This is a genomic window from Exiguobacterium sp. s39 (assembly GCF_018618925.1).
Classification (GTDB): Bacteria; Bacillota; Bacilli; order Exiguobacteriales; family Exiguobacteriaceae; genus Exiguobacterium_A; species Exiguobacterium_A abrahamii.
Map to the genome: position 1 here is coordinate 118,804 of NZ_JACSNA010000003.1, position 26,218 is coordinate 145,021.

The following is a 26,218-nucleotide window of genomic DNA, read 5'->3' on the forward strand; positions in this document are numbered from 1 at the left end:
ACAGGAATTCATGAAATAAGGAGTAATTATGAGTATTTTAACGGTATCTAACTTAAGTCACGGATTCGGTGACCGCGCCATTTTCGAAAATGTCTCCTTCCGCCTGTTAAAAGGCGAGCACATCGGTCTCGTCGGTGCGAACGGTGAAGGAAAATCGACGTTCATGAACATCATTACGTCGCAACTTGAGCCGGATGAAGGAAAAGTCGAATGGGCGAAGCATGTACGCGTTGGTTATTTGGATCAGCACGCTGTCCTTGAAAAAGGATTAACCATCCGCGATGCACTTAAAGGTGCATTCCAGTACATGTTCGACATCGAACAGGAAATCAATGATTTGTACGGTAAAATGGGCGAAGTCGAGCCAGAGGAACTGGAAAAAATGCTCGAAGAAGTCGGCGTCTTGCAGGACATTCTGACGAATAACGACTTCTATACGATCGATGCAAAAGTCGAAGAAATCGCGCGCGGTCTTGGGCTCGATGAGATCGGACTCGACCGGGATGTACAAGAGCTCAGTGGTGGACAGCGGACGAAAATCCTGCTCGCCAAACTCCTTCTTGAAAAACCGGACATTCTCTTACTTGATGAGCCGACCAACTATCTCGATGTCCAGCATATCGAATGGTTGAAACGCTACTTGAATGAATATGAGAATGCGTTCATCTTGATTTCGCACGACATTCCATTCCTCAATAGCGTCATCAACTTGATTTATCATATGGAAAATCAAGAATTGAATCGTTATGTCGGTGATTACGACAACTTCGTTACGATCCATGAAGCGAAGAAAAAGCAACTCGAGTCTGCGTTCAAGCGTCAACAGCAGGAAATCTCTGAGTTGAAGGACTTCGTTGCCCGGAACAAGGCACGTGTCTCGACACGGAACATGGCGATGTCACGTCAGAAGAAGCTCGATAAGATGGATGTCATCGAACTTGCGCAAGAGCGTCCAAAACCAGAGTTCCACTTCCTCCAAGCACGGACACCAAGTAAATTGATGTTCGAAGCAAAAGGTCTCGTCATCGGATACGATGAGCCACTTTCGCGCCCTCTTGATCTGACGATCGAACGTGGGCAGAAGATTGCGTTGCACGGTGCGAACGGAATCGGGAAATCGACGTTGCTCAAGAGTTTGCTCGGTGAAATTCCAGCTGTCTCGGGTGTCGTTGAGCGAGGCGAGAACTTGCATATCGGGTACTTCGAACAAGAAGTTAAAGAGAAGAACTCGAATACGTGTATCGAAGAGATTTGGAATACGTTCCCGTCTCTGACACAACAACAAGTCCGTGCTATGCTCGCGAAGTGTGGTTTGATGACGAAACACATCGAATCAAAAATCGAAGTGCTCAGCGGTGGGGAAAAAGCGAAAGTCCGTCTTTGTAAATTGATGAATACGGAATCGAACATCCTCGTACTCGATGAGCCGACGAACCACTTGGACGTCGAAGCCAAAGAAGAATTAAAACGTGCGTTACAAGAGTACAAAGGAACAGTCCTGTTGATCTCACACGAACCAGAATTCTATGAAGCTGTTGCGACAGACTTATGGAACTGTGAATCATGGACGACAAAAGTATTCTAAGCTACATCATACAAAAGATGGGATGCCCAGAAGGGTATCCCATCTTTTTAGTTCATACACTTAATCATTGCATGATCGTGCATCTTCACGCACACTAAGACTTAGAAAATGATTATGAAGGAGCGTGTTTTTTTGGAAACGATCACGAAAAAGGCAACACTATCCTATCTCCATGTTCCAAGCGGTGGTTCAGAACAGTTGATTGCCCGTCTCTATTCACCTGAACATACAGCGGATGCTCCACTGATTGTACTCTTCCACGGATTTCCCGGGAAACAGTTGAACATGGACTGGGCAGTTCAACTTCAAAGTGCAGGGTACCATGTACTCGTCACGTCGTATCGTGGAACGATCGGTAGTCCTGGAACCTTTCGATTCCAACATGTTTTGGAAGATGCGACCGCGACACTACAGCACGTCTGCTCAGAGCCTTTCACTGCCGAACATGGCATCAAGGCGGATCAGATTACCGTCGTTGGTCATAGCATGGGTGGATTCGCCGGTCTACATGCTTTTGCTGAGACACCGGAGGCTGCACATTATGTCGGGATCTCTCCGTTTAATTTTGGTCTCGTCGGTCAGCTCGTCCTCGAACACCCGGAATACGAAGCTGCGCTACACGGTGTACTCGAACGAGGAGCTTCGTTCCTGAATGGTGCCGCTGCTGACGCGTTACTCGACGAGTTGAAGCATCATCATACGACTTGGAACTTACTGACGCTAAAAGAACGTCTAGCCGATCGCTCGATGTTGCTTATGACGTCAGAACGGGACGAAACATCAATCAAAGCGCTTCATCATGACTTATTGCTACCCGACAGTCCGTTCGAGGAAGCGATTGTCGATAGTGATCACAACTATATCGAGAATCGGGACGCTGCCTTTAACGAATGGACAGCTTGGCTCGCACGACAATGAAAAGAGCGCTCAGCGTACGACTGAGCGCTCTTTTGCTGAAGTTCGAGTCCGTTGCACAGGACGGATCCGCATCCGGTATAGGACGAGCGTAAACATCGTCAGTGTTGAGACAGCGTACCAGATCGTCGTAAACAGGGTTCCGGTATCCGTACCGATGAATAGACCGTGTGCCGTCATTAATAGCCAAGCAGGTAAGACGAGCCAGTGTGTCAATTTCCAAAGCGTCTTGCCTAGCGTCTCCTTCAAGAAATCCGAAGTCACGAGAACGAACCCGAATAAGTAGAGACTGATTGTTCCTAGCGCATTCCAGAGTGGTTCATAAGAAGCTTGGCCCGGAATCAGGACCTCAAAGATTGTCAGTGGTGCGTATGAATCGACGATGATGAGCGTCGCATGAAGGACGATTGCGAGCAAACCTGCCCAGCCACTATATAAGTGCACGTGATGCAGTCGTGCTTTTTGTTTTTTGAGTGCCGGGTAGGAACCGAGCAATCCCGCTAAGACAGAAATCGTCATGAAGAAGTGCCCACTTAATCCACTCAATCGAATCATCGTCCATGTCGAGAACAACCATTTCATCCAGTCCATATCTCACTCACTCCCTTCTGTTCACTTCGCCATTCCCCAGCAGTATCCAAGATCAATAATCGTCCTTTTGGAAACCAACGAAACAGCTTTTCTTGACGTTCTGCCTCTGTCATCTGAAAGGCAAGCTTCGTCATGACTTCGGCTTCATAGAGTTGTGGCGCAGATGCCGTCACTTGAAGAATCGGACTTCTCGTCGGACGTCCTGTTCGTCCATCTAACAAATGATGATGCGTCTGTCCGTCCGTCTTCCACGATCGATAGACACGGTTCGATGTCGCAATCGCACCTTGTCGTAATTGCATGTCAGCGACGCGTTGTTCGGTCTCGGGATGCGTGATCGTGATATTCCATGGTTCCTCCTCGGACCAGACGATGACGTCACCTCCCGCTTCAATCAATCCACGACTCCAGCTTTTTCGTAGTCGCTGCGCTGCAATCATCGCGGCAGCTCCTTTTCCGATTCCACCTAGGTCGATAAAACCGCCTCCGACTCGAGTCACGTCACATCCTTCAATGATGAATGGAGCGATTTCTGGTGGAGCAACCTCTTCATAAGCGACAGCTTGTGTGAAGGGAAATGATTGCCGATAGCCATTGGCTTGTTGTTGCGCCAGCAGGAATGGGGAAAAATAACGTTCGGTCTGCTCGAAGTATCGTGTGGCGCGGCCCAGTAAGCGGGCTAACGGTAAGGACACAGATAACGTGTCGCCGATCCGTAAGCGATTCAATCGACTGACTTCACTTTGCTTATCAAAGCGTGACCACTGCCGATCCACATAATGAAAGAATCGGACAAGTTCCTCCCATTCTGCTTCATCGATCGGCTGATCCGTCACGAACCGCACCTGATTATGCATCGCATACAATTGTCGCTCCATCTTCCTCCTCCTTACCTCGAATGGCTAGACTGACCGTCACTTGATCCACCGGGTTGACTGAAGCCAGACGATTCATCACCTTGCCATTGATCATCATCGTCATCTTCGTAATATCCATCATCCCCTTCGTATTCGCCTTCATCATCGCTATACTGATTCCCTTGAGATGGTAGCGTCGTATCGTTCGAATACGTATCGCCTGTCGAAACAGGTGTCGTCGAGGGATCGTTCGAACTGACACTCAACTGACCAATGGCGAGTCCGATGAAGACGGAACTACTAAGCCCGACAAGCCATTTCGCAAATGGTTTGGGTTTCATCTGTTTCCTCTCCCTTCTTGTTACGTTTACTGTATCGAAAAAAACTGACAACTAACTGACGGCAACTATGGGATAATGAGAAAAAAAGAGGAGCGATGTGCATGCGCGTTTTGGTAGCAGAAGATGATCAGCGTCTTGCGAAGATGTTACGCCTCCATTTGGAGCGGGCAGGATATCAGGTAGATGTTGCGCAGGATGGAGTGGAAGCGCTCCTCCAATGTCAGACGTATCGCTATGACTTACTCGTTCTCGATTGGATGATGCCTCGCAAGAGCGGAGTCGAAGTCGCCGCTACCTTACGGAAAGAACAGTTTGAAGGCGGCATCTTGATGCTGACTGCTCGCGATACGGAAATCGATCTCGTTCATGGTCTCGATAGTGGAGCCGATGACTATCTCGTTAAACCGTTTCAATCGAATGAATTACTGGCACGTTTGCGCGCGCTCAGTCGTCGTCAACAAAAGGCATTCGTGTCGACGGTCTCCTTCAACGGACTAGTACTCGATCTATCGTCACAAACAATTTCCTATGAACATCATCCGATTGATTTAACACGACGTGAATTTGAATTCCTTTCCTTACTGTTAAGACGACCTGAACAGGTCATGAGTCGTGAATTAATCATCGAAGTCGTGTGGGGGATCGGTGCGGATATTACGGATAACGCGCTCGATGCGCTCGTCCGACTCGTTCGGAAAAAATTAGATACGGTCGGCGCTCCTAATTTGATCCGGACAGTTCGCGGGTTCGGTTATCGTTTAGGTGATCCGCATGCTTGAATCGATTCGAAAACGACTGACCTTGTTATTCAGTGGCTCGTTCTTTCTTGTACTAGTCCTCATCCTGATCGGTGTGTATGTCACGAACGCCCAATTGCTGAATCGAATGGAATTGAATCAATTGAAGGGAGTATCTGATCGAGATATCTTCGAACGGATCGAGCACGGGGAAGATCAATTCATCCGAAATCCGATCTATTTCCAGTTACTCGACGGTTCAGGAAATGAACGCTATGCAAGTTTGCCGCCTGGCGTCGAGATGAAAACACTGCGCCGTTTTTTAAGCTCGAATGATACGACGAAACAAGTGGAATGGGATGATCGACACTTCTTACTGTATCAACGAAGTACCGAAGAAGGACGACTACTGCTAATGAAGGACATCTCTCCGACCGAAGATACCTTACAGCGATTGATTGCCGTTCTTGCGGGGATTGCCGTTCTCGCAACGATCGTTCTGACGCTAGTCGGATACATCCTTGCTGGTCGAGCCGTCATTCCGGTGCAACAAGCATTCGATCGCCAACGTCGTTTTACATCCGATGCTTCACATGAACTACGGACACCTCTGACAATCGTCTATAGCGGGATTGAATTGCTAGAAGCGGAATTACTTTCGAATGAAGGACGCACGATTCTAGAGGATATCAAAGCAGAAACGGCAGGGATGCAGTATTTAGTCTCTGATTTACTATTGCTTGCGCGAGAAGGACAACCTTCACCGAAACAGGAAGTTGACCTTAGTTCACTCGTTCAAAAGACCGTCGAACGTTTTCAGCATGCCTACTCGGATCGCGTCATTCACGCCTCGATAATGCCTGACTTACGCATGAAAGGGGATGCCCATCAATTGAACCGCTTATTGACGGTCTTTCTTGAAAATGCTCTTGTCTACAGCGATGAAGCCATTGATGTCTCCCTCGAAGAAACTGCTACAGAACGCCAGTTGACGATACAGGACCGTGGAATCGGTATCGCTTCCAATCAACAAACTAAAATATTCGAGCGTTTTTACCGGGGGGACCATTCGCGTCACGGAACAGGAACCGGTCTTGGGCTATCGATTTCTCAATCCATTGTGGAGCAACATGGCGGAACGATTTCCATTGATTCCACATTAGGTGAGGGCACACGGTTCATCATTCATTTCCCCACTCTTTAAAACGGTGTCAGTTAACTGTCAGATAAGCAGGGTAAAGTGAAATTATGCTTTACCATACTTATCCAAGGAGGTCTTTGATATGTTGGGGAACGTACCGCTTCATCCACTTCTTGTTCATGCACCGATTGCACTTTTATTATTTGCGACGATCTTATTACTCGTCAGTCTGAAATGGACGCAATTCAAACTGTTTGTTCTTTTTACGTTAGTCGTCGGTCTGATTTCCGGAGTCGTCGCCTATTTGTCTGGAGACGGAGCAGAAGAGTATGCGGAAGCGAACTTAAGCAGTGTTACTCATGCTGCTATCGAAAATCATGAACATTTCGCGTTGTTCAGTCTTCTTGCCTTTGGTGTCTCGCTGTTATTTCTGTTATTGGGTTACCGCTCAAACAAAAAAATGTTTTTGTTACTTAGTTTCGTTGTTGCGATCGTCGGTAGCGGGTTGCTTGCTTATACCGGACATCTCGGTGGTCAGATGGTCTATGCCAAATAAAAACAAGAGCCGGTCTATTTTCTCTTTTTATGAGAGAAGTAGACCGGCTCTTTTATCTTGTTTCTGTTTATTTACGATGTGCACGTCCCGGGCGACGGTTATTCGAACGACGTGTGTTTCCACGTCCTTCTGTCGTCTTCCGTGATCCTTTGCTTTGGTCGTGCTGTGCGCGAATCGCTTCTTCAGATAATTCGACGACGATTGGCGTGACCGAGATGTTCAATTCCCGCTCCATATCACGGAACGTCCGACCATCTTTTGGTGTCACGATCGAAACAGCAATTCCGTCGTTCCCGGCACGTCCTGTCCGACCGATCCGGTGAACATAACTTTCCGCATCGTCCGGTAAATCGTAGTTGAAGACGTGTGTCACACCTGTCACATCGAGTCCACGCGAAGCGACGTCTGTTGCGATCAGGAATTGTGTTTTTCCTTGATAGAACTTCGCCATCGCCTTTTCTCGTTTCCCTTGCGTCAACCCACCATGCAATTCATCCGTCGGATACCCTTGCATCTGCATTTCTTCATTCAATTTACTGACGCGACGTTGCGTACGGCAGAAAATGATTGCTGCGTACGGACGCATCTCGTCAAGCATCGTCCGCAGTGTCGCTTGTTTGCGGCGATCCGTCGTCTCGACGACGAACTGTTCGATCGCTTCAACAGTGATGCTTTCCGCTTCCACCTGTACTTCGACTGGATTACGCAAATACGTTTTCGCCAGTTCCTCTACTTTCGGTGGCATCGTTGCAGATAACATGACGAATTGACGATCAACCGGTGCTGCTTCAATGATGTCTTCGATTTCTGGCAAGAAACCGATTTGCAGCATTTGGTCCGCCTCATCCAAGACAAGCGTCCGTAATTCACTTAAATCAAGTGTGCCGCGACCGACATGGTCAAGAATCCGTCCTGGTGTCCCGATGATGATTTGTGGCATCCGACCGAGTCGTTGAATTTGTTTAAAGACGTCTTGTCCACCGTATACAGCGAGTGCACGATACTGTTCCATGTTCCGAATCAGTTTATGCGTCTCATCGGCAATTTGACGCGCAAGTTCACGTGTTGGTGCAACAATCAATGCTTGAACCGTTTGTGATTCGACATCGATTTGCTCAAGGATTGGTAAGAGAAACGCTAACGTTTTTCCTGTTCCCGTTTGCGCCTGCCCAATCAAGTCACGTCCGTCGAGTAATGACGGAATCGCTTGTTCTTGAATCGGTGTTGGCTCCTTGATGCCTTGTTTTTGTAATTTTTTTATCCACAGATCGCTGATGTGTAATGTTTCAAATGTTGACATGATATATCCTCCTAAAAATTATCCACAGAAAAAAAGCTGTGGATAACCTGCTTCGCATAGACAAAAACAGTTATCCACAGCCGTGCTCTATTCAGTATACACAATTTACGCGTTTGTTGCTTCCTGTTTTAGCTTCCAGTCGAGCACGAATGTACCAAACGGGATGAATGATGCGATGAACGCAATCCCAGCCTTAATAATCGACCAATCGTATTTGAATTTCACGACCGCGAGCCAGAGTGCATACATGACGAACAAGACACCATGAAGTGCGCCAACGACCGAAACAGCTTGCGGAATATCCGCCATATACTTTAACGGCATCGCAATCAACAGTAAAACTAAAAACGAGATTCCTTCTAGTATCGCAATCATTCGGAATTGCCCAAGCGTAGTTCTTAACATCCCGTCACTCCTTTTTCTTGATTCCTGTTCTTAGTATACGGGATGGACGATCCTTCTGTGACCTGTGTCACAGGATTGTCAGATTTCGAGTGGACGTAATCGTGCTTCGATGGCAGCTCGCTTTGGTTCAAGAAACGGTGGTAACGCAAGCGTCTCTCCTAATGTTTCAACGGACTCATCCGTCGCGAACCCTGGTGTGTCTGTTGAAAGCTCAAACAAGATATGGTTCGGTTCCCGGAAGTAAAGAGCTTGGAAATAGTGACGATCGACTTTACCGGAGTTCGGTAAGTGATAAGAATTCAAGCGTTCGACCCACTTTTCATATTCATCACTGTTCGGCACTCGGAACGCGACGTGATGCACACCACCACGACCGAGACGTTCTCGGTCGAGATCTGGACGTGCCTCAATATGAACCTCTGCTCCGATACCACCTTCTCCAGTTGCATAGACTTCAATCGGTTCAAAGTCACCTGCTAAAGATGGATAAGAACCTACTTTTCGGAATCCCATGACTTCCGTCAGAACACGAATCGTCAACGTCGGATCGTTGACCGTTAATGTGACAGCTCCCAGTCCAACAATGGCATGCTCCGATGGAATCTCTTCTTGCGGCCATGGTACACCACCTGCGACACCTGCCTCACCATCTTCCGCGACGAGAATCAAGCGTGTTCCTTCCTGATCACGAAAGGCTAGTGTTTGGCGCCCTGCTCGCTCGACGATTTCATCGTGATCCACACCTTTCGCTTCAAAACGTCGTTTCCAAAAATGAAGTGCAGCCGTTGTTTTGACACGAAGCGATGTCGAAGAGATACTCGATGCCCCCGGTACACCCGTTCCAAGATGCGGAATATCAAAAAACGTCAAGTCCGTTCCTGGATTCCCTTCCGCATCTCCATAAAACAGATGATACGATGTCGTGTCATCTTGATTGACAGTCTTTTTGATCAGACGCATGCCAAGTATTTGTGTGTAGAATTGATAATTGCGTTCCGCCATGCCTGTTAAGATCGATACATGATGAATTCCGAGTAATTCCATCTTCCTCACTCCTTGTCAATGATTTGGTAATTGGAGTATATCTCACATTTATCTTGAATTCAAGATATTAGTCTAATAAAAAACCGCCCCTCCGAAAAGGGACGATTGAATAGTTGAAATTAAAGTTTTACGACGTTAGCAGCTTGTGCTCCACGTGCGCCTTCAGTGATTTCGAACTCAACTTCTTGACCTTCGTCAAGAGTTTTGAAGCCTTCACCAGTGATTGCTGAGAAATGTACGAATACGTCTTCTCCGCCTTCAACTTCGATGAAACCGAAACCTTTTTCTGCGTTAAACCATTTTACTTTACCTGTGTTCATGGGAACAACCTCCAAAAATAAATTACTTAATACATATGCTGGGCATATGAAAAGAATTCATTATTGTCCCGAAATACATGGAGCAACGAAAAGATTGTTCGTGACACGATGTGAATCCGTAATGACAATAACAATATTAAGCTAACGTAAGTATAGAATGGATGCGCTTTAAAAGTCAAGTTGTCAGACCAATGTTTTTTCCAATTGATTCCACTTCTTCTACATAACTAAAATAAAAAACAGGTTCAGCCGAAACTGAACCTGTTCTTCTGTTTTTAACGGTGGATCCAGACTGCTCCAGCAGAGTTGTCTTTCGCTTCACCGATGACTTGAATCTTCAGCCCGTTGTTCGGAAGCAATTTCCCTGCGTCCGGAATCAACTGGTTGATGTACGATTTCGAATCATCAAACTTCGTCACACCTGGGAGACCTTTGTAGTCATAGAGTCCACGTGATGGCGAATCGATGAGCCATGCAGGTGCTTTATCATAACTGAAAGCAGCATCTGCGATCTGGTAACGTGTGCTTCCTGTCGTAACCGGCTTACCGTTGAGTGTTCCAACGATTGCTTCAGGATGTGAGTCGACGACTCCGAGGAATCCTTCACCTGGGTGTACGCCAACCCAGTTATCGTTGAAGCTTGAATCGCCATACCAGACGACAAGACCTGTGTTGTACTTAACGCCTCGTGCATGCTCGAGTGCTTTATCCGAGCCTGCATAGTTACGCCATTCGAGGTAGTACGCGTTATCGGCATAAGAGAAACCGTCTGAAGCAACGAAACCATCTAGAGTGAACTTAGGAGTACCCTCTGCATCATCTTCAAAGACGACTTTACCGTCAACTGTCAACTTCGCGTTATCAAGTGCAAATCCGTCTAGTGCAAGTCCACCATCTGTCACGTATTCAAATTTCAACGTGACTTTTTTACCCGCAAATTCGCTCAGGTCATATGATTTATCGACCCATGCTCCTTTTGTTGATTCAGCACGCTGATCACCATCTGTATCTTGATTCCCGATTTTATCGATGACTTTCGATTGACCGTCAGCAGTAGCTGTGACTGTCAAGTAATCGTAATCAAATTCAACATCGTAAAAGGCTTTGAAGTCGAACTTCGCTTCTTTTGCATTCGTCAAATCGAACTCTGGTGAAGTCATCGACGTATGAAGATCATCACCTTTCGTACTGTAGTAATACTTCTTACCGTAAGCCGGCGTGATACCTTTCACTGGTTTTTTCGGTAGATTTACTTTGATGATTCCTGGATTTTTTGATTTCGTTACACTCTGGTCGAGGTACGATGCCGTTCCTGCCTTAGTGAGTGAATCAAAATCAATCTGTTGGATGTTCGCCCAGTTTCCACCCATCACGTTTTGGAAGAACTCTTTGTTTTGTGGCGAGAAACTTGTTGGTTCTGTTCCAGCAACTTTACCATTCCAGCTACCACCACTCATGATAGACCAAGATGCAACTGGTTCACCTTGACCTGTGTACTGTGTATCGTACTCATCAGGAAGTCCAAGATCATGACCAAATTCGTGCGCGAAGACGCCGACTGCGCCGTCTTCTGGTTGAACTGTGTAATCATAAGCAGCCATTTTTCCGCCCCAGTAATTGACGCTTGCCGTCGTATCCGCTACAGGATACACGCTACCAAGTGTCCAGCGGTGTGACCAGATCGCGTCGTCACCGAGCTTACCGCCGCCTGCTTCTTGTCCTGTACCAGCATGAATGATCATCAAGTGATCGACGAGACCATCTGGCTCATTCAAGTCGCCATCGCCGTCCATATCGTACTGGTCGAACTTATCGTAATCTGCTAAGTTAATGCCGGCTTTAACAGCTGCATTCAAGGAATCCTTGACGAGACCACGTGGTCCTTTTGCGCCAGGCAAGTTATCGTTTCCACCTGCAGGATTATCCGAACCATAATCTTTTGCTGTTCCAGGAACAGTCAACCAATTGGACACCGTACCATCTACCGAGTAACTACCACCTGATTGTTCTTCATAGAACTGTTTGAACGTTTTTACTTTGTCTCCGTTGAAGAGTTCGAACTCTTGATCACCAAACATTAAATCTTGATAATGTTTTTGGTTGAAGTCATCTGAATACATATATCCAGGCTCTTGAACGACGTTGTTGTGCTTGAAGTCGCTGTACTCGACGAGAAGGACGAGGACTTTGTCCGTCCGTGTCGCACCGTTATAGGCTGCCTGTTTTGCTTTATCCACTTTGACGAAGCCATTCGGATTACCTTTTTTGTAGTTGTCGTGTTTTTTCTTTAATTGTTTAGCAAGTTGTTCCTTTTGTTTTGTTAAGAAGTCTTTTGTTTTCTTATCAAACGCGGCTTCTTTACTTGATTCATGATCGTGGTCATGATCGACGGCCGGTTTTCCGTTCGCCTTTTTGTCCAGATACTTTTGAACGGCTTTTTGTTTTGCTTCTGCTGAAGCTGCTTTTGAGATGACCCCACGTTTTTCAAGCACTTTTGCTAATCGATCCTGATCGACCGTGTTCAAATCCATCGGTGCACCAGGTGCTACTTTTTCTGCTGCTTGTACGGACGTTACCTGCCCACCAGGTAAGACCGGACCAACAGCAAATGCAGCTGCCGTAATTCCAGAAAGAACGGCTAGGCTAAGCTGTTTCTTTTTTCCCACGTGAATTGACCCCCTATGTAGTAGTGAAAAGCATCTGATTACTATACTTTTCTGAATATTCAAATCATAGATTATTTTATTTCGTTAATCAATTGCTTTTAAGACAATTAGTGCTTTGTAACCATACCTATTTTTGGGGATTATTTTCAAAAGATTTTCAAAGGATTCTTTCACCTCTTTTTCAAAAAAATACGTTCTTATTATTTTAGAAAACGGTACGCTGAAAGCACTCTAATTCACTTAAGGGAGGATACAATGAGCGCTTTACAACGTTTTGAACGTCACTTACTAAGGAACTATCTAATCGGTTCATTCGTCGCTGTCTTCGGCGTCGGATGTCTGTTTATTTTTGAGACCCTCACCTTCACTAGAACCGAACAATTGATGTTGATGGGGCTCATGGCCGTATCTGTCAGTCTGATGTTTTTACTCGAATACACAGTCTATTCGCGACATATTCACCCTTTACGTCGTTTCTTCCAAAACGATATTCCGTCTCTCGTCTCGTTTCAGGAGGCTTATCAAACGGTACATCGTTTTCCGGTACTGACTGTCCAGCGCATCATGGGACCTCATTTTTTAGGACTTTCTGTTCCCGCTTCACTTCTGACAGCACTAGCGATCTCTCAAGGATGGTTACAGATGCCGTACTATTTGATTGGTCTTGCTTGTTTTGGTGCGGTCCTCGTCGCCATTCTGCATGCGCTGATTGAGTTTTTTCTAACCTATCGTGTCACGGAGCACATGCTTCTGACGTTAGAGAAGTATGCTTTTGAACATGGATTTGATTTTCCTAAAAAAACGACAGTTGTCACGCTAAGACAAAAAATGCTCATCAGCATACTCATCATCGGTGTTTTCCCGATCATGCTGTTCGTTCTCGCCTCAGCTGTCCAGTTAACGGAAAATGAGAGCCTTCGCTCTTACTGGAGTTGGGCGACACTTATTTTAATCGTCATCTTATCCGTTGCGACGTTTTGTAGTCTTCTTCTCTATGAAAACATCCGTAAACCAATCGCTACCCTGCAACAAGGGATTCAAGATGTCGAAAGCAATCGACTCGTCTCATTACCGAATCCATATTCAGACGAGTTCTCCCATCTCGTTTCTGGTTTTAACTTGATGATGGAAGGTATTAAAAAGCGTGATGCGGAAAACGAACAGTTACTTGATAGTTTGTTTACCTTGTTTGCTGCGACACTAGATGCCCGTGATCCTTACACAGCCGGTCATTCCGTTCGTGTCGCTGCCTATTCAGTCGAAATCGCTACCGCTGCCAATCTACCGAACGAACAAATCGAACTGTTACGTAAATCCGCGCTGTTACATGACATCGGAAAAATTGGGATTCGAGACGATGTGTTATTGAAAGAAGGACGTCTCACAGACGAAGAATTTCAGATCATTCAGCAACATCCAGTCATCGGTGTGCACATTCTATCGCAAGTTCAGCTACCAAAGACGTTACAACCGATTCTTCCTGGGGTAAAGTACCATCACGAACGCTATGACGGAAAGGGGTATCCGGAAGGTCTCGTAGGAGAGGACATTCCACTCTTCGGTCGAATCATGGCGATTGCTGACGCCTATGATGCGATGACATCCGACCGTCCTTATCGTAAGGGAATGTCCGCAGAAAAAGCCTTGTCGATTTTAGAAGAAGGTATGGGTACACAATGGGACGCCACCTTTACGCGTCTATTTCTAGATTTGAAGCGTTCGCCCGTCGAGGACGTGTCATAATAAGAAGGAAGGGAGTTTCTGATGCATCCAAAAATCGTTGAACGCCATGAATTTTATTTTGTGGGACTTGGACTGACGTGTGAAGAGAACGAGTTGCATACATTGATGCCGGAACTCTGGCGTGAATTTTCAAGACGTTCGCATGAGATCCCTGCAAAGCTGGACAGCTATCCGCTCGATATCTCGCTCGAACGAAACGGAACCAAATATTCGCAATGTGTCGGGTATCCCGTCTCGTCGCTTGAACAGATTCCTAAAGGTATGAAAGGGCATCGGATTCCTGCTGCGCGTTATGTCTTCTGGAAGCACGAAGGACCGGATATCGAAATTTGGAAATCGTTCGAGAAAATCCAACGCTTCGCTTCAAAACAAGGAATTGAGCTTGACCCACATGATTTTAAAATTGATGAGACCCGAGATGACGTCCACCATCTCTACCAACGCATTCGCTGAACCATTCTCTTGAATGGTTTTTTTTTCGTCTTGAAATATCTTTTACACTTAATAATTCAGTCCAGGTACTACGGACTATATTCAGAAAATTCTATTTAATTCGAATGACTTATTCTCGCTTCTCTGATTCTTTGGCATAGTTAGACTCAACCCAAACAAGGAGGCGATTTATTTTGAAAAAGTTTCTCGCTACATCGCTTGTCGCAAGTGTACTTGTCGTTCCTACGGTAGTAGGTGCAGAAGGTCTTCAGTCTGGTAAGCTCACGAAAGCTTCGTCAGAACCAGCTGCAACGATCGTTAAAGATTTCGTGAACAAAAAGGGTGACTTTGCTGTTCAGAACGTCGAAAAAGACGGATCTTCACAGATCGTACGTCTCCAACAAGAAGTGGATGGCGTCCCTGTCTTTGGTAGTGTCGTCGTCGGGAACGTCGCGAAAGACGGTACTTTGAAAGCAGTCGTAAACGATGCAATCAACGTCAAAGGAAAACCAGGTCTCGCGAAAAAAGCAACGCTCTCTGAAAAGAAAGCCATCAAACTTTATCAAAAAGCAATCAAGGCTTCTAAATTCGAAGTCGCTCCAAAAGCAGAACTCGTCATCTATCCAGTAAAAGATGATGCTGTCTATGCATACAAAGTCACATCGACAGTCCTCGCTGGCAAAGAGCCATCACGTTGGACATACTTCATCGATGCGAACTCAGGTAAAGTACTTAACAAATTCGACCAACTCGCTCATGCAACAGGTACGACTGTACTTGGCACAAGCGCAACGTTCAACACGACGTTGAGTGCTGGGAAATACTATCTTCAAGATACAACGCGTGGAAAAGGTGTCTACACATACGACGCGAAAAACCGGACATCACTCCCGGGAACACTCTGGGCAGATGCAGATAACGTCTTCAACGCGACATATGACCGCGCTGCTGTCAGTGCACACGTCAACGCTGCAAAAACATATGACTTCTATAAAAACACATATGGTCGTAACAGTTACGACAACGCTGGTGCACGCTTGAACTCAACGGTCCACTATTCAACGAACTACAACAACGCATTCTGGGATGGCACGAAGATGGTCTATGGTGACGGAGATGGCACGACATTCGTCGCACTTTCAGGCGCACTTGACGTCGTCGCTCACGAATTGACACACGCTGTCACAGAATACACAGCTGGTCTCGTGTACCAAAACGAATCTGGTGCGATCAACGAAGCCGTCTCAGATATCATGGGTACAGTAGCTGAGTATACAGTCGGATCGAACTTTGACTGGCTCGTAGGAGAAGACATCTACACACCAGGAGTCAGCGGTGACGCACTCCGTTCGATGTCGAACCCAGCTGCTTACGGTGATCCAGATCACTACTCTAAACGTTACACAGGTACGCAAGATAACGGTGGTGTCCACATCAACTCTGGTATCATCAACAAAGCTGCTTACCTCCTCGGTAACGGCGGAACGTTCTACAACGTATCTGTCACAGGAATCGGTGTACCGAAACTCGGTGCGATCTACTACCGTGCCCTCAACGTGTACTTGACTCCAAACTCGAACTTCAGCTCACTCCGTGCAGCAGTCGTTCAATCGGCGAAAGACCTTTACGGTTCAACAAGTGCAGAAGCAACAGCTGCAGCGAAATCATTTGATGCAGTAGGCGTATACTAAGAAAATCTCCTCCCAAAGGATTTTCATATTTCCTCCCGAGTGTCGGACTCGGGAGGTTTTTTGTGCAAAAAAAAGACGAACTCGCTTCAAGCGAATTCGCCGTTCATTCATTCTTGTCCAGGATCACGCGCAAGACGTAGACGCATCTTTCCGTTGTCCGGGAACACTTTTAGTTGTAAGGATTCTCCCTCGTACCACGTACCATAGCTCGTATCGACGACGGGTTCACCCAGTGTCGATAATCCACCAGTCGAAGCATTCGTCCAGTCAATTGCTTCAATGATTCCATCCGAGACGACAAGCAGATATCCAGCATTCGAGAAGTAATACGTATTGACGGCATCCTGTTGTGTATTACCAACAGCACCATACTTCGCTTCGAATTCAGCAATCGGTTTTCCGAGATACTGCTCCGGCTTGTCAATCGGTTGATTAGCGACTGCTTGCGAGAGCGCCGCAAGAACGGCTTCGTCTGACGTCCCTTTTGGTGCTTCCAAACGAACATCACTTTCCGGTAAGTATCCTTCGATGCTGTCATTGAGTTTGAGATGGACCATGCCGTCCTTCGCATCCAGTACCTCATAAACATCACCTAAATCTGCTTTGTAGATGACACTACTACGATTCGTATCACCGTAAACGTTCGCGAACGGACGCGTCACCCAAGCCGCTTGCGCATACTCTGCTGCTTTTTTCTTTGATTTCTTCTTTTCTTTTTTCGCTTCTTTTTTATCATCCGTTGCTGCTGTTTCCTTCTTCGACTCCTCGTTTTGTGTTGCTTGATTGGTCGTTTTCGGTTTTTCAAGTGTAGATGTCGCTTGAGAAGCATCGTTGTTCGTCAACATATACAACCAACCACCGACGATGAATAATGTCGCGAGAATACCACCAAAGGCAATCCCTCGACGATTTCGTTTTTGTTTCCGTCTTTCTTGTCGAGACTGTCGTTCTTGTTCTTGTTGGTGTTCACTCATGTATGGTTCCTCCTGAAAAAGTCGACACAGTTTTTCCCCACTATACCACCAATGTTTACTCGAAATATTTAAATTTCGATGACAGTTCGACCACGATGACGTGAAGTCAGCAAGGCTTCTGCGATTTCAGGTAAATCGTTTAGTGTTTTGATATCGACTTCTGACGAAAGATTGACCTGCCAGTCACTCGCTAAACGTTGCCATAACGTTTGACGATAAGCAATCGGTGTTTGCACCGCATCGATTCCAATCAAGCGGACACCACGTAAGATGAAGGGATAGACTGTCAACGTCATTTCTGCCCCACCGACGTTCCCACACGTCGTGACGACACCACCATATTGCACGAAGCGAATGACGGACGCGAGCAATGGTCCCCCGACCGTATCAATGACACCGGCATAAAGCCCTTTTTTTAGAGGACGATCGGTTTCTTCTAGGAATGTCGTGCGGTCTAGTACCTCAGCCACTCCCTTTTTGAGCAATCGTTCTTGTTCTACTCGTTTTCCGGTCACGGCATGTACCGTGTATCCTAATCGAATCAGTAAAGAAATCGCAATCGTACCAACCCCACCTGTCGCTCCCGTCACGAGGATCGGTCCTGCATCCTTCGAGACGATTCGCAACAATTCATCAACCGATTGCGCTGCCGTCAATCCGGCCGTTCCATATTGCATCGCTTCTAATGGACGAATGGATTCTGGAAGTAGCGTCACCCAATCGGCTGGTACACGTATGTATTCTTGAAATCCGCCCGAAGTGTTCATCCCGAAATCAAAGCCATTGACGACGACGGCTTGACCGATGTGAAATCGTTCATCAGTCGTTTGTTCGATGAATCCTGCTGCGTCAACGCCCGGGGTATGCGGATAGGATTTCGTCACCCCACGATTACCCGACATCGATAAAGCATCCTTATAGTTGACGCATGAGTGTGTGACACGAATCAGGATATCTCCTTCTGGTAAATCATCGACGTGCTTTGTCTCGATATTCCCCTCGTATGATCCATCGACTTCGCGAACGACGAATGCTGAAAAAGTGTGTTCCATGATCTCTCTCCTTTCGCTTGTGCTTCTCTATACCCTGTTGTTTCCATCGACACACTAAAAATCCCTGCCGTTTCTCAAAGAAGCGACAGGGAGCGGGGACGGAAAAAAACATCAGGATTCCATAGGTGGTCAAAGGTAACAGGTCAATCTGTCAACGGTTCGTGGTCATCGGTTTGCCATCGCCATTTCTTCTCCACAAAGGAAAATTGAGGTCCGTCCCCTATCCTTGACGGGGAGTCTCACCGCGCCAAGGAAGTTACATATAACGTCCACCATCAAAGTCAATCGTCGTCTGATAGTTTGCCGCATTGATTGCATTCGATACTTTGTGTGCTCGTCGTTCCACTTCCTCCGCTTTTAAACGATAGGCATCTGGATCAAACAAGGCATGACGAATGATCGTCGTCCCTTCGAATCCATATTGGAACTCGCGTTTTGGTCGACTTGCGAGCATCTGATAGTTTTGTGCCTTTGCCCGTAATTGGGTAGCCCACTCGATCGCTTCGACGAGTGGTATGTCTCCTTCATCCGTCTCAATTACGGTGTTTAAATTCGCTGCATAAACGAGACGATCCAAGACCCGCATGTCATGACGTACGATGTCCATGGCGGCTTCGACATCGGTTAAGGTTCGACCTTGTTGCGCGGGGAGTGCTTCTCCCTTTTCTAAATCAATGAACGCAACGCGCTCCATCTCTTCAATCAACTGATCAAGCTGTTTCCTCAGGATACTCTTTAATTTCACAGCATCTGCTAGGTACATCATCATCTCCCCTTTCCTGTTCCATTTACGTCACCTAATTCAAAAAGTTTCAATTGAACTGGTGGACGAAGGCTCCGAATTCTCCCTGGATCGTTTGTTTATCCCTCTCCGATAACGTAGTAGCTTTTTCTGTGTACCGTTCTAAGAGATAGGTTTTTATTAAGAGATGGGAAGGTTGAAATCCGATCCGCAGGAACCACTCCTGAAACGTCTCTGTATCATGCCGCTGTAAACGGACCGGTAGGATCTGATTGAACTGGATGAGCTGTTTGCGAATCCAGGCATCTGGTAAATCAATTTGTTTCTCGATCGAAACATAATCGTTGTGTATAGGCTGCAACGGGATATCCGTTCTTATCAAGTCTTCATCTTGTTTCTTGGTCTTTCGACGTTTCCGCCAAACGATATAGCTTATGATGACTAGCGGGAGAACAAGCAGACTCATCAGTAACATCGATGAGGACGATCCTCCTTTTTCATTCGTACCTCGTTTAGCATTTTCAACTCCTATAGTGAAGATCTTATTCTTTTTCTTTTTCGGTTTGAGGTCTTTCTGCTTCTTCGGCTTTTCCTTGGTATCCCAAGCACGTAAATCTTCATCATTCTTCATTTTCTTTTTAGGTAACCATGAAAAAAATCGAATGTTTAACAATTCGCCTTTTTTCTTGCAGTTCGGTTTACACGATCTATTTGTTTCGATTCCAGACGGCTGAACCGCTTTTGGCTTCATTGCTTGAACAGCCGCTTCTGTCAGTGGCTTACCGATTCCTAAGATTAGCAAAATCAGTCCGATACCAATTACGAGTCGTTTTCGAAGTGACATCAGAAGACCCCCTCTTTTAAATACCATTATAATCCATATTAAAAATTTTTGTGTATTTTTATGGATGTCTTGAAACAAGGAATGATTGTGTAAAGAGAGGGGAAAAGGTAGACAGACCTATTCAGAGAGGGGAACCATTTCATGTTAAAACTCGATCACACGCATGATCCGTATCAAAATGCGGCGTTGATTCAGGAATACGTTGAAACGTCAACCAACGAACAAGCAGTTCGACAAGCGGAACAACTGCTACACGATAGTCCATTCGTCGCACCACGACGCAATCCTAACCTCAGTCGAACGCTTCGTTCGATGATCTCGCCATTATTTTTGACGAACCGTGATAAACATATTCTACCGCTGACACCCGCTTTCGTGACACCACGCGATGAGATTCGACCAAGTTGGTTCGGTCGTCTCAATCATGAGTTCGAACGTTTGATCAGCGATGTCGAAACTGTCGATATCACTGATTTTGGCGCAGTCGGTGATGGACAGACGGATGATACACAAGCATTCATTGAAGCGCTCGGTGATGGACATCGACAAGTCCATGTCCCAGCCGGTACGTACGTCGTTTGGGGAATTCGTTTGCCAAGTTATACGATTTTAACAGGAGCCGGTAAAGGGAAGACAATTTTAAAGATGCACGATGATGCACCAAAAGGACGACGTCTCGTGACGAACCAAAATTATCTTCTCGGCAATCATCATCTACTCGTCGAAAAAATGACGCTTGATTGGAACATTAAACGCATCGGTGACGCGAAAAAAAGTAGCACATGGGGCAACCACTCCAGTTGTCTTACGTATGCGCATGTCACCTATGGCTGGGTCTTTGATGTTGAGGCCGTCAACCCGGGACTTCACTGTTTTGATATCTCGACACCATATTACAATTACAACGGAGATGGAGCTCGAGCAAATTTAAGTAGTTCATTCATCTGGTTCGATGGATTGACCGGTTATGGATTCGGCGATGACGGGATTACGACGCATCATAGTGATCATCTCTTCATCTCGAACTGTTTCATGCATGATCCAAGTGGACGTGCCCATGCAGAAGGCTTTTCCAATTCAAATGGAATCGAAGTCGATGATGGATCACGCGACGTCTGGTTGTTCAATAACGCAACAAGTCGTTGTTTCGGTGGACTTGAGATTAAGGCACATGCAACCTCTTCTGCTGCCTCGACCGTCAAAATCGTCGGACACCTATCGATTGATGATCATCGCGCGTTTAACTTCCGACACATCGGTCACCATCAAGCGACTGATCCGACGTCTCAGACGGCTTATAATATCATCGCAACGCGTTTGATTGCTCAGACTCCTAAATATACAGAACTCTATGCGAATTCAAAACCGCGTGCGCTCGTCGTTTCCGCTTATCGTAATGTCGTCATACATGATTTTACGGTGCTCGGTGATCCTTATTATGACTATCAAGAACAACCGATGATCGGGATTCAATATAAGGCACGGAACGTCACGATCAGTCAGTTGAAGATGAGCGGATTCCGACAAGCGAAAACGGACATCCAAATCTTTGGGGGAGAAAATGGGGCTGAAGACGTACGCCTTCGTGATATCCGCATTGAGGATTCTGCCAAACACGGGATTACGATCGGTCCAGACATCACGCGTGTCAAGCTAACGAACGTGGCATTAAAAGGAGACGGAACAGTTGGCTTAAACGCTAAATCGGAACCGGAAATGGAACGATTCATCGCGACCGGATTCAAAGTACCGATTCGCGCCCAGTCGACACAAGTATGAACAAAATGACAGGATGGACCGCGGTCCATCCTGTCATTTTTTCATTGTGCTCGAATATACGCGAGAACACGTGTATCAATCGCACGCTCCGCTTGTTCGCGCATCTCGAAGTTTTCCGTATGCAGATACGTCCGGAACGCGTCTTCGAAATCACCGCGGTAGCCAAGCGCTAATAATTTATCCATCAACTCTGACTCTAAGGCATCATCGATTGGCTTGATTTCTTCTGGCTTACTCGGTTGCAAATAAAGTGTATGCAGTTGATAGATGCGTTCGAGCTCTTCAATCGGACTCGGATGATCGTCAACGCGTAAATCAATATATCGGTCGTTGAATCCACCGTATCCGCCACCCTCCTTGACGACGAGGAGTGCCGCTGATTGCATTCCGCGTGAATCCCCGCCTGCTGCTTGACCAGCTGCTAACGCACGCAACAAACGTTCTGCGAGCGGACCTTGTGTTGATTCAAAGACACGTGCCATCTCTTTTACCGTGTTACCGTCTACAAGAATATTCCCTTGCGCTGCAAAGTGTTTCCCGGCAATACCGCCTGCCCAGTCGTTACATCCCTCTCCCGTGAATGTCGCACTCTTGCCATTCGCATCAATGATTCCCACTTGACGATCCGCTCGTCCTTCATCTGCTTCCGTCAATCGACGCAACACTTCGTCCGCTGAAGCACCTTGTTCGATCATTCGTAATCCTTCAGGGCCATACGTCGTGTTTGCAAACGATTGTGTCGCTACCGCACCTACTCCCGCCTTCGCAAATGGTACAGCACTCCCGACCGCTAAAAACTTCGACTGAACGGCAACGCCCCATGCTTGTTCTTTTTCACAATACCCAACGATTGAATATGTCACTTCAGTTCCCCCTTTAGTCATTACCTATTCCGTTCGTGATAACGCTTCCCGATTCCTGCAACTGAAAAACCTTCCGGACAGATGTCCGAAAGGTCGACTTCATTGAATACCAAGCGTTACGGCAAGTAATAAGGCAGCACATGCCAAGGCAATCCAAATCGCGAAGAGTTTCCAGACGAAGCGTAACCATTGCTCATACGGAATGCCTGCGATTGCGAGAAATGCCATCAAATGCGCGCTCGTCGGGAAAATCATGTTCGTCAGTCCATCTCCATATTGGAATGCTAGGACAGCCACTTGACGCTCGATCCCAAGTAAATCCGACAATGGTGCCATGATGGGCATCGTCGTCGCCGCTTGTCCACTCCCCGATGGAATGAAGAAGTTCGTAATCAATTGCACGGCGTACATCCCGATGACGGCGAAGAACGTTGGCAAATGTCCTACGGCATTCGATAAGCCGTAAATGACCGTATCGATAACACGTCCTTCTTCAAGAATGACGACGATTGCTCGAGCAAATCCAACAATCAAGGCGCCGAACGTCACGGCTTTTGCGCCGTCAATCAAACTCTCGAACGTACCGTTCACACCAAGCGTAACGATTCCCGCAATCATCCCGATGATCAAGAAGGATGCGGTTAATTCCGTCAAATACCAGCCCCACTCAAAGATTCCGATCACATTGAGCGTAATGCCACCGATTAAAACCAGTAAAACAAAGGCATGACGTTTCGAAAAGCTTGAAATCGTCGTCGCTGCTTCTTCCGAACGACGTTGTTCGAGATCATAAACAAGACTGCGCGCCGGATCATGTTTAACTTTCCGTGCGTAGTTCATCACATAAAGAATCGTCACCGCTAAAAATACGATATACACAGCCGTTCGATACCCGAGACCACTAAAGAGCGGTACTTCCGCAATTGATTGAGCGACACCTACCGTAAACGGATTCAACATCCCGCCGGCAAAACCAACCGCTGCCCCTAGACTGACGATCGCGGCTCCTGTCATCGCATCATATCCAAGGGCACGTGCTAACATGATCCCAATTGGCACGAAGATGATTGTTTCTTCTGCCATACCAATCGTTGCTCCGGCAATTGAAAAGACGAACATCGTCATCGGAATCATGATGTGCCCTTTTTGACCAAATCGACGGATTAATTGATTGATTCCCGCTTCAATAGCACCGGTTTGACGAATGATACCGAAGACACCACCAACTAAGAAAATGTAAAAAATGATCGCAGCACCCGCTTCCATGCCTTGCGGAATTGCTTCAAATAAACCAAAGAGATTGACAGGCGCAGACTCTACCGCGCGATATGTACCATCGATGACGACAGTCTGTCCGTCTTGCTTTTCACGATCGAATTGTCCTGCTGGAAGTGTATACGTCAAGATGACTGAGATGATGAGAATTGCCATGATGATGGCATATGTATGAGGCATCTTGAAGAATGATCGCTTCGACTCTGCTGCATTCGTTCGTTCATTCATGATAAAAGCCTCCTTTTTGTGTCTTTATAAGAATAATGCCCTAATCAGGGAAAAACTAACAGTTTCAGTGAAATGTCATATGATTGTAAAAGAAAAGTGAAACACTCTTATATGAAATCTGAATTGAAAATGAACGTTCTAAACGGTCACATTGAACGAAAAAAGGAGGATATTCTCGGTCATAAAACCGAGGATATCCTCCTTTTTTATTTCGTTACTCTCTTACACTTATGCTTGGAACGATTGAACGTCTAATGGTTTAGCAAGAGCCGTTTGTGCAAACGCAACGAATTGTCCGAAATGAGCACTCGTGTTGTGTGCTTCGATTGCAGCTTGGTCTTCCCATTTTTCAATCATCATGAAGACATTTTCGTCTTCTGTGCTTTGGAATAAGTCATAGCTGATGTTTCCTGCTTCAGCACGTGATCCTGCAACTAGTGTTTTAGTTGCTGCTAAAAACTCTTCTCGTTTTGCGGGTTGTACTTCTAATTTTGCTTCGATGGCGATCATCGGAAAGCCTCCTTTGTAATTTCGTTAACTTAAGCATCTTAGCACCTCCGAATTCGTTACGCCATAAAGATGCTTGGACGATTGATGATATTTAATTACGGGTAATTACAGATGTAATTATTACTTTGTGCCACACCAGAGAAAGGAGCAACGAAGATGCGCGTTGAGGTATTTTATTTTGAGGATGACGGGCACATTCCGAACAACCCGACATTCCCGGTGTTGATTTATCGGCACGCATTTGCAGAGCCATCACACATCGAACAGACCTTCCATGCACATGACTGGCGTAACAGCTGGGTGGATGGGATTTTTGACTTTCATCATTATCATAGTATCGCTCATGAAGTGATCGGGATTCTTGAAGGGCATGCAACCGTTCAGCTGGGTGGTCCGCTCGGTAAGACCTTCACTTTGACGAGTGGAGATATTCTTTTACTTCCTGCAGGTACGGGACATAAAGCACTTGATACAAGTCGACACTTTCGAGTAATCGGTGCCTATCCGGATGGTCAAGATTACGATACGCTGACAGGTCAAACAAGTGAACGCCCGGAAAATCTTCAACGTATTCGTCAGGTGATGCGCCCAACTCAAGATCCTGTATTCGGTGATCACGGTCCCTTGTTTGAGCATTGGTGACGTCTCCTTCTATTGAAGAAGACGTTTTTGTTCGGAGTTCGCGTGGTAAACCCTACTATTGTCTCTCTACTAAAGGAGGAAGAACGATGAACGCAACAGAAAAGACGTTGATACTTGCTGCATTAAAGCAAAAAACGGTGACGTTTCCCGATCAGACGCATGTTCGGGCACTCGGACAAGGTACGTGGCGGATGGGAGAAGAGTCGGAGAAGCACGAAGCAGAAATCGAAGCACTCCGTGTCGGTCTTGATAGCGGAATGGAACTCATCGATACGGCAGAGATGTACGGAGAAGGTGCTTCTGAAGAATTGATTCGCGACGCGATCGCAGATCGACGAGAGGAAGTCTTTCTCGTTTCGAAAGTCTATCCGCATCATGCTGGTGGGGAAGCATTGAAGCAGGCTTGTTCCAACACACTTGAACGTCTTGGTACCGATTACCTTGATTTGTACCTTCTGCACTGGCGTGGCGACATTCCACTGAAACAAACCGTCGAAGGACTGGAAGCTTTAAAACAAGAAGGAAAGATTCGCCGTTGGGGTGTGTCTAACTTTGACGTATCAGACATGAAAGAACTGTTGGCACTGCCAAATGGTGATCAATGCGCTGTCAATCAGGTACTCTATCACCTTGGATCACGCGGAATCGAGTATGAACTATTACCGTTACTACGTGAGCATGGTATTCCAGTGATGGCGTATTGCCCACTAGCAGAAGGTGGTTCATTACGCGATCAACTTCTGAATCATCCGACTGTCGAAGAACTCGCTGAGACACACGGTGTGGATCCGGCACAAATTCTACTCGCATGGGCGATTCGTGAAGGTGACGTCATCGCTATTCCTAAAGCCGGACAAGCACATCATGTCGAAGCCAATGGTCGCGCTGCGCTTCTGAATTTAACAGAGGAAGAGTTCGCTGCACTTGATCAAGCGTTCCCAGCACCAACAAAAAAAGAACCACTCGATATCGTTTAAGGAGGTCA

Annotated in this window: 26 protein-coding genes; 11 read left to right on the forward strand and 15 right to left on the reverse strand. The window is 46.4% G+C overall.

What is annotated here, in order from left to right; all coding sequences use genetic code 11:
• Positions 1-28: 28 nt before the first annotated feature.
• The gene (locus KNQ11_RS13805; RefSeq protein WP_023469741.1) at positions 29-1,585 is read left to right on the forward strand and encodes an ABC-F family ATP-binding cassette domain-containing protein; all 1,557 of its coding nucleotides are present in this window, start codon (positions 29-31) and stop codon (positions 1,583-1,585) included.
• Positions 1,586-1,717: 132 nt separating this feature from the next.
• Positions 1,718-2,503 (forward strand): alpha/beta hydrolase family protein, encoded by a 786-nt coding sequence (locus KNQ11_RS13810; RefSeq protein WP_214772268.1) that lies wholly within the window; start codon positions 1,718-1,720, stop codon positions 2,501-2,503.
• A gap of 9 nt (positions 2,504-2,512) precedes the next feature.
• Here the strand turns inward: KNQ11_RS13810 and KNQ11_RS13815 are convergent, their stop codons facing one another.
• The 3 genes from KNQ11_RS13815 to KNQ11_RS13825 are packed head-to-tail and all read right to left on the reverse strand — an operon-like array spanning position 2,513 to position 4,289.
• Positions 2,513-3,091, reverse strand: coding sequence for a ferric reductase-like transmembrane domain-containing protein (locus KNQ11_RS13815; RefSeq protein ID WP_133208422.1), 579 nt, complete (start codon positions 3,089-3,091; stop codon positions 2,513-2,515).
• Positions 3,079-3,969 (reverse strand): FAD:protein FMN transferase, encoded by an 891-nt coding sequence (locus KNQ11_RS13820; RefSeq protein ID WP_214772270.1) that lies wholly within the window; start codon positions 3,967-3,969, stop codon positions 3,079-3,081. The genes KNQ11_RS13815 and KNQ11_RS13820 overlap by 13 nt, the downstream gene beginning before the upstream one ends.
• An 11-nt stretch (positions 3,970-3,980) precedes the next feature.
• On the reverse strand, positions 3,981-4,289 hold the full coding sequence (locus KNQ11_RS13825) for a hypothetical protein (RefSeq protein WP_214772272.1): 309 nt from the start codon (positions 4,287-4,289) through the stop codon (positions 3,981-3,983).
• A 101-nt stretch (positions 4,290-4,390) separates the two neighbouring features.
• On the opposite strand from KNQ11_RS13825, the gene KNQ11_RS13830 reads away from it, so the two are divergent.
• The 3 genes from KNQ11_RS13830 to KNQ11_RS13840 all read left to right on the forward strand — a co-directional run bounded on the left by KNQ11_RS13830 (position 4,391) and on the right by KNQ11_RS13840 (position 6,723).
• On the forward strand, positions 4,391-5,068 hold the full coding sequence (locus tag KNQ11_RS13830; RefSeq protein WP_214772274.1) for a response regulator transcription factor: 678 nt from the start codon (positions 4,391-4,393) through the stop codon (positions 5,066-5,068).
• The gene (locus tag KNQ11_RS13835) at positions 5,061-6,230 is read left to right on the forward strand and encodes a sensor histidine kinase (RefSeq protein ID WP_214772276.1); all 1,170 of its coding nucleotides are present in this window, start codon (positions 5,061-5,063) and stop codon (positions 6,228-6,230) included. Before KNQ11_RS13830 ends, KNQ11_RS13835 begins: the two co-directional genes overlap by 8 nt.
• Before the next feature lie 79 nt (positions 6,231-6,309).
• A complete protein-coding gene (locus KNQ11_RS13840) occupies positions 6,310-6,723 on the forward strand; it encodes a DUF2231 domain-containing protein (protein ID WP_214772277.1) in 414 nt (137 codons plus the stop codon).
• A 67-nt stretch (positions 6,724-6,790) separates the two neighbouring features.
• On the opposite strand, the gene KNQ11_RS13845 is transcribed toward KNQ11_RS13840, so the two are convergent.
• The 5 genes from KNQ11_RS13845 to KNQ11_RS13865 form a co-directional block, all read right to left on the reverse strand.
• Positions 6,791-8,023, reverse strand: a complete 1,233-nt coding sequence (locus KNQ11_RS13845) for a DEAD/DEAH box helicase (RefSeq protein ID WP_050677187.1) — start codon at positions 8,021-8,023, stop codon at positions 6,791-6,793.
• A 105-nt stretch (positions 8,024-8,128) separates the two neighbouring features.
• Positions 8,129-8,428, reverse strand: coding sequence for a DUF3817 domain-containing protein (locus KNQ11_RS13850; protein WP_050677188.1), 300 nt, complete (start codon positions 8,426-8,428; stop codon positions 8,129-8,131).
• 78 nt (positions 8,429-8,506) lie between these two features.
• Positions 8,507-9,472 (reverse strand): ring-cleaving dioxygenase, encoded by a 966-nt coding sequence (locus KNQ11_RS13855; RefSeq protein WP_050677189.1) that lies wholly within the window; start codon positions 9,470-9,472, stop codon positions 8,507-8,509.
• A 119-nt stretch (positions 9,473-9,591) separates the two neighbouring features.
• Complete coding sequence (locus tag KNQ11_RS13860; RefSeq protein ID WP_023469752.1) at positions 9,592-9,792, reverse strand: cold-shock protein; 201 nt, start codon at positions 9,790-9,792, stop codon at positions 9,592-9,594.
• Between the two features lie 275 nt (positions 9,793-10,067).
• Positions 10,068-12,458, reverse strand: coding sequence for an immune inhibitor A domain-containing protein (locus KNQ11_RS13865; protein ID WP_214772279.1), 2,391 nt, complete (start codon positions 12,456-12,458; stop codon positions 10,068-10,070).
• Between the two features lie 255 nt (positions 12,459-12,713).
• Between KNQ11_RS13865 and KNQ11_RS13870 the strand changes: the two genes are divergently transcribed.
• From KNQ11_RS13870 to KNQ11_RS13880, 3 genes are all read left to right on the forward strand, one after another.
• The gene (locus KNQ11_RS13870; RefSeq protein ID WP_149428029.1) at positions 12,714-14,201 is read left to right on the forward strand and encodes an HD domain-containing phosphohydrolase; all 1,488 of its coding nucleotides are present in this window, start codon (positions 12,714-12,716) and stop codon (positions 14,199-14,201) included.
• Positions 14,202-14,222: 21 nt separating this feature from the next.
• Entirely contained in the window at positions 14,223-14,654 is a 432-nt protein-coding gene (locus KNQ11_RS13875; RefSeq protein WP_050677192.1) for a GyrI-like domain-containing protein, read from the forward strand.
• A gap of 173 nt (positions 14,655-14,827) precedes the next feature.
• On the forward strand, positions 14,828-16,324 hold the full coding sequence (locus tag KNQ11_RS13880) for a M4 family metallopeptidase (RefSeq protein WP_149428030.1): 1,497 nt from the start codon (positions 14,828-14,830) through the stop codon (positions 16,322-16,324).
• Positions 16,325-16,431: 107 nt separating this feature from the next.
• On the opposite strand, the gene KNQ11_RS13885 is transcribed toward KNQ11_RS13880, so the two are convergent.
• From KNQ11_RS13885 to KNQ11_RS13900, 4 genes are all read right to left on the reverse strand, one after another.
• On the reverse strand, positions 16,432-17,298 hold the full coding sequence (locus KNQ11_RS13885) for a hypothetical protein (protein ID WP_214772281.1): 867 nt from the start codon (positions 17,296-17,298) through the stop codon (positions 16,432-16,434).
• Between the two features lie 68 nt (positions 17,299-17,366).
• Positions 17,367-18,350 (reverse strand): YhdH/YhfP family quinone oxidoreductase, encoded by a 984-nt coding sequence (locus KNQ11_RS13890; RefSeq protein ID WP_214772284.1) that lies wholly within the window; start codon positions 18,348-18,350, stop codon positions 17,367-17,369.
• 256 nt (positions 18,351-18,606) lie between these two features.
• Positions 18,607-19,113: a hypothetical protein gene (locus KNQ11_RS13895; RefSeq protein ID WP_149428168.1), complete on the reverse strand. Its 507-nt coding sequence runs from the start codon at positions 19,111-19,113 to the stop codon at positions 18,607-18,609.
• A gap of 49 nt (positions 19,114-19,162) precedes the next feature.
• Positions 19,163-19,936 carry a hypothetical protein gene (locus KNQ11_RS13900; protein ID WP_214772286.1) on the reverse strand — a complete coding sequence of 258 codons (774 nt, stop codon included), beginning with the start codon at positions 19,934-19,936 and terminating at the stop codon, positions 19,163-19,165.
• Positions 19,937-20,077: 141 nt separating this feature from the next.
• Here KNQ11_RS13900 and KNQ11_RS13905 point away from each other — a divergent pair, with 141 nt between their 5' ends.
• Positions 20,078-21,715, forward strand: a complete 1,638-nt coding sequence (locus tag KNQ11_RS13905) for a glycoside hydrolase family 55 protein (protein WP_214772288.1) — start codon at positions 20,078-20,080, stop codon at positions 21,713-21,715.
• A gap of 41 nt (positions 21,716-21,756) precedes the next feature.
• On the opposite strand, the gene KNQ11_RS13910 is transcribed toward KNQ11_RS13905, so the two are convergent.
• The 3 genes from KNQ11_RS13910 to KNQ11_RS13920 all read right to left on the reverse strand — a co-directional run bounded on the left by KNQ11_RS13910 (position 21,757) and on the right by KNQ11_RS13920 (position 24,591).
• Positions 21,757-22,578, reverse strand: a complete 822-nt coding sequence (locus tag KNQ11_RS13910) for a DUF1028 domain-containing protein (protein ID WP_050677198.1) — start codon at positions 22,576-22,578, stop codon at positions 21,757-21,759.
• A gap of 99 nt (positions 22,579-22,677) precedes the next feature.
• Entirely contained in the window at positions 22,678-24,081 is a 1,404-nt protein-coding gene (locus tag KNQ11_RS13915) for a YfcC family protein (RefSeq protein WP_149428035.1), read from the reverse strand.
• A 228-nt stretch (positions 24,082-24,309) separates the two neighbouring features.
• Complete coding sequence (locus KNQ11_RS13920; protein WP_023469763.1) at positions 24,310-24,591, reverse strand: putative quinol monooxygenase; 282 nt, start codon at positions 24,589-24,591, stop codon at positions 24,310-24,312.
• Between the two features lie 156 nt (positions 24,592-24,747).
• On the opposite strand from KNQ11_RS13920, the gene KNQ11_RS13925 reads away from it, so the two are divergent.
• Positions 24,748-25,233: a cupin domain-containing protein gene (locus tag KNQ11_RS13925; RefSeq protein WP_023469764.1), complete on the forward strand. Its 486-nt coding sequence runs from the start codon at positions 24,748-24,750 to the stop codon at positions 25,231-25,233.
• A gap of 86 nt (positions 25,234-25,319) precedes the next feature.
• Positions 25,320-26,210 (forward strand): aldo/keto reductase, encoded by an 891-nt coding sequence (locus tag KNQ11_RS13930; protein WP_214772290.1) that lies wholly within the window; start codon positions 25,320-25,322, stop codon positions 26,208-26,210.
• Positions 26,211-26,218 lie beyond the last annotated feature (8 nt).

Excerpts from the sequence above, each read along its gene's own strand:
- KNQ11_RS13870 (WP_149428029.1), top strand. The coding sequence starts at position 12,714 with ATGAGCGCTTTACAACGTTTTGAACGTCACTTACTAAGGAACTATCTA.
- KNQ11_RS13860 (WP_023469752.1), bottom strand. The coding sequence starts at position 9,792 with ATGAACACAGGTAAAGTAAAATGGTTTAACGCAGAAAAAGGTTTCGGT.
- KNQ11_RS13915 (WP_149428035.1), bottom strand. The coding sequence starts at position 24,081 with ATGAATGAACGAACGAATGCAGCAGAGTCGAAGCGATCATTCTTCAAG.
- KNQ11_RS13875 (WP_050677192.1), top strand. The coding sequence starts at position 14,223 with ATGCATCCAAAAATCGTTGAACGCCATGAATTTTATTTTGTGGGACTT.
- KNQ11_RS13925 (WP_023469764.1), top strand. The coding sequence starts at position 24,748 with ATGCGCGTTGAGGTATTTTATTTTGAGGATGACGGGCACATTCCGAAC.
- KNQ11_RS13825 (WP_214772272.1), bottom strand. The coding sequence starts at position 4,289 with ATGAAACCCAAACCATTTGCGAAATGGCTTGTCGGGCTTAGTAGTTCC.
- KNQ11_RS13905 (WP_214772288.1), top strand. The coding sequence starts at position 20,078 with ATGTTAAAACTCGATCACACGCATGATCCGTATCAAAATGCGGCGTTG.
- KNQ11_RS13930 (WP_214772290.1), top strand. The coding sequence starts at position 25,320 with ATGAACGCAACAGAAAAGACGTTGATACTTGCTGCATTAAAGCAAAAA.
- KNQ11_RS13850 (WP_050677188.1), bottom strand. The coding sequence starts at position 8,428 with ATGTTAAGAACTACGCTTGGGCAATTCCGAATGATTGCGATACTAGAA.
- KNQ11_RS13835 (WP_214772276.1), top strand. The coding sequence starts at position 5,061 with ATGCTTGAATCGATTCGAAAACGACTGACCTTGTTATTCAGTGGCTCG.
- KNQ11_RS13830 (WP_214772274.1), top strand. The coding sequence starts at position 4,391 with ATGCGCGTTTTGGTAGCAGAAGATGATCAGCGTCTTGCGAAGATGTTA.
- KNQ11_RS13885 (WP_214772281.1), bottom strand. The coding sequence starts at position 17,298 with ATGAGTGAACACCAACAAGAACAAGAACGACAGTCTCGACAAGAAAGA.
- KNQ11_RS13895 (WP_149428168.1), bottom strand. The coding sequence starts at position 19,113 with ATGTACCTAGCAGATGCTGTGAAATTAAAGAGTATCCTGAGGAAACAG.
- KNQ11_RS13815 (WP_133208422.1), bottom strand. The coding sequence starts at position 3,091 with ATGGACTGGATGAAATGGTTGTTCTCGACATGGACGATGATTCGATTG.
- KNQ11_RS13900 (WP_214772286.1), bottom strand. The coding sequence starts at position 19,936 with ATGTCACTTCGAAAACGACTCGTAATTGGTATCGGACTGATTTTGCTA.
- KNQ11_RS13890 (WP_214772284.1), bottom strand. The coding sequence starts at position 18,350 with ATGGAACACACTTTTTCAGCATTCGTCGTTCGCGAAGTCGATGGATCA.
- KNQ11_RS13820 (WP_214772270.1), bottom strand. The coding sequence starts at position 3,969 with ATGGAGCGACAATTGTATGCGATGCATAATCAGGTGCGGTTCGTGACG.
- KNQ11_RS13855 (WP_050677189.1), bottom strand. The coding sequence starts at position 9,472 with ATGGAATTACTCGGAATTCATCATGTATCGATCTTAACAGGCATGGCG.
- KNQ11_RS13920 (WP_023469763.1), bottom strand. The coding sequence starts at position 24,591 with ATGATCGCCATCGAAGCAAAATTAGAAGTACAACCCGCAAAACGAGAA.
- KNQ11_RS13845 (WP_050677187.1), bottom strand. The coding sequence starts at position 8,023 with ATGTCAACATTTGAAACATTACACATCAGCGATCTGTGGATAAAAAAA.
- KNQ11_RS13805 (WP_023469741.1), top strand. The coding sequence starts at position 29 with ATGAGTATTTTAACGGTATCTAACTTAAGTCACGGATTCGGTGACCGC.
- KNQ11_RS13840 (WP_214772277.1), top strand. The coding sequence starts at position 6,310 with ATGTTGGGGAACGTACCGCTTCATCCACTTCTTGTTCATGCACCGATT.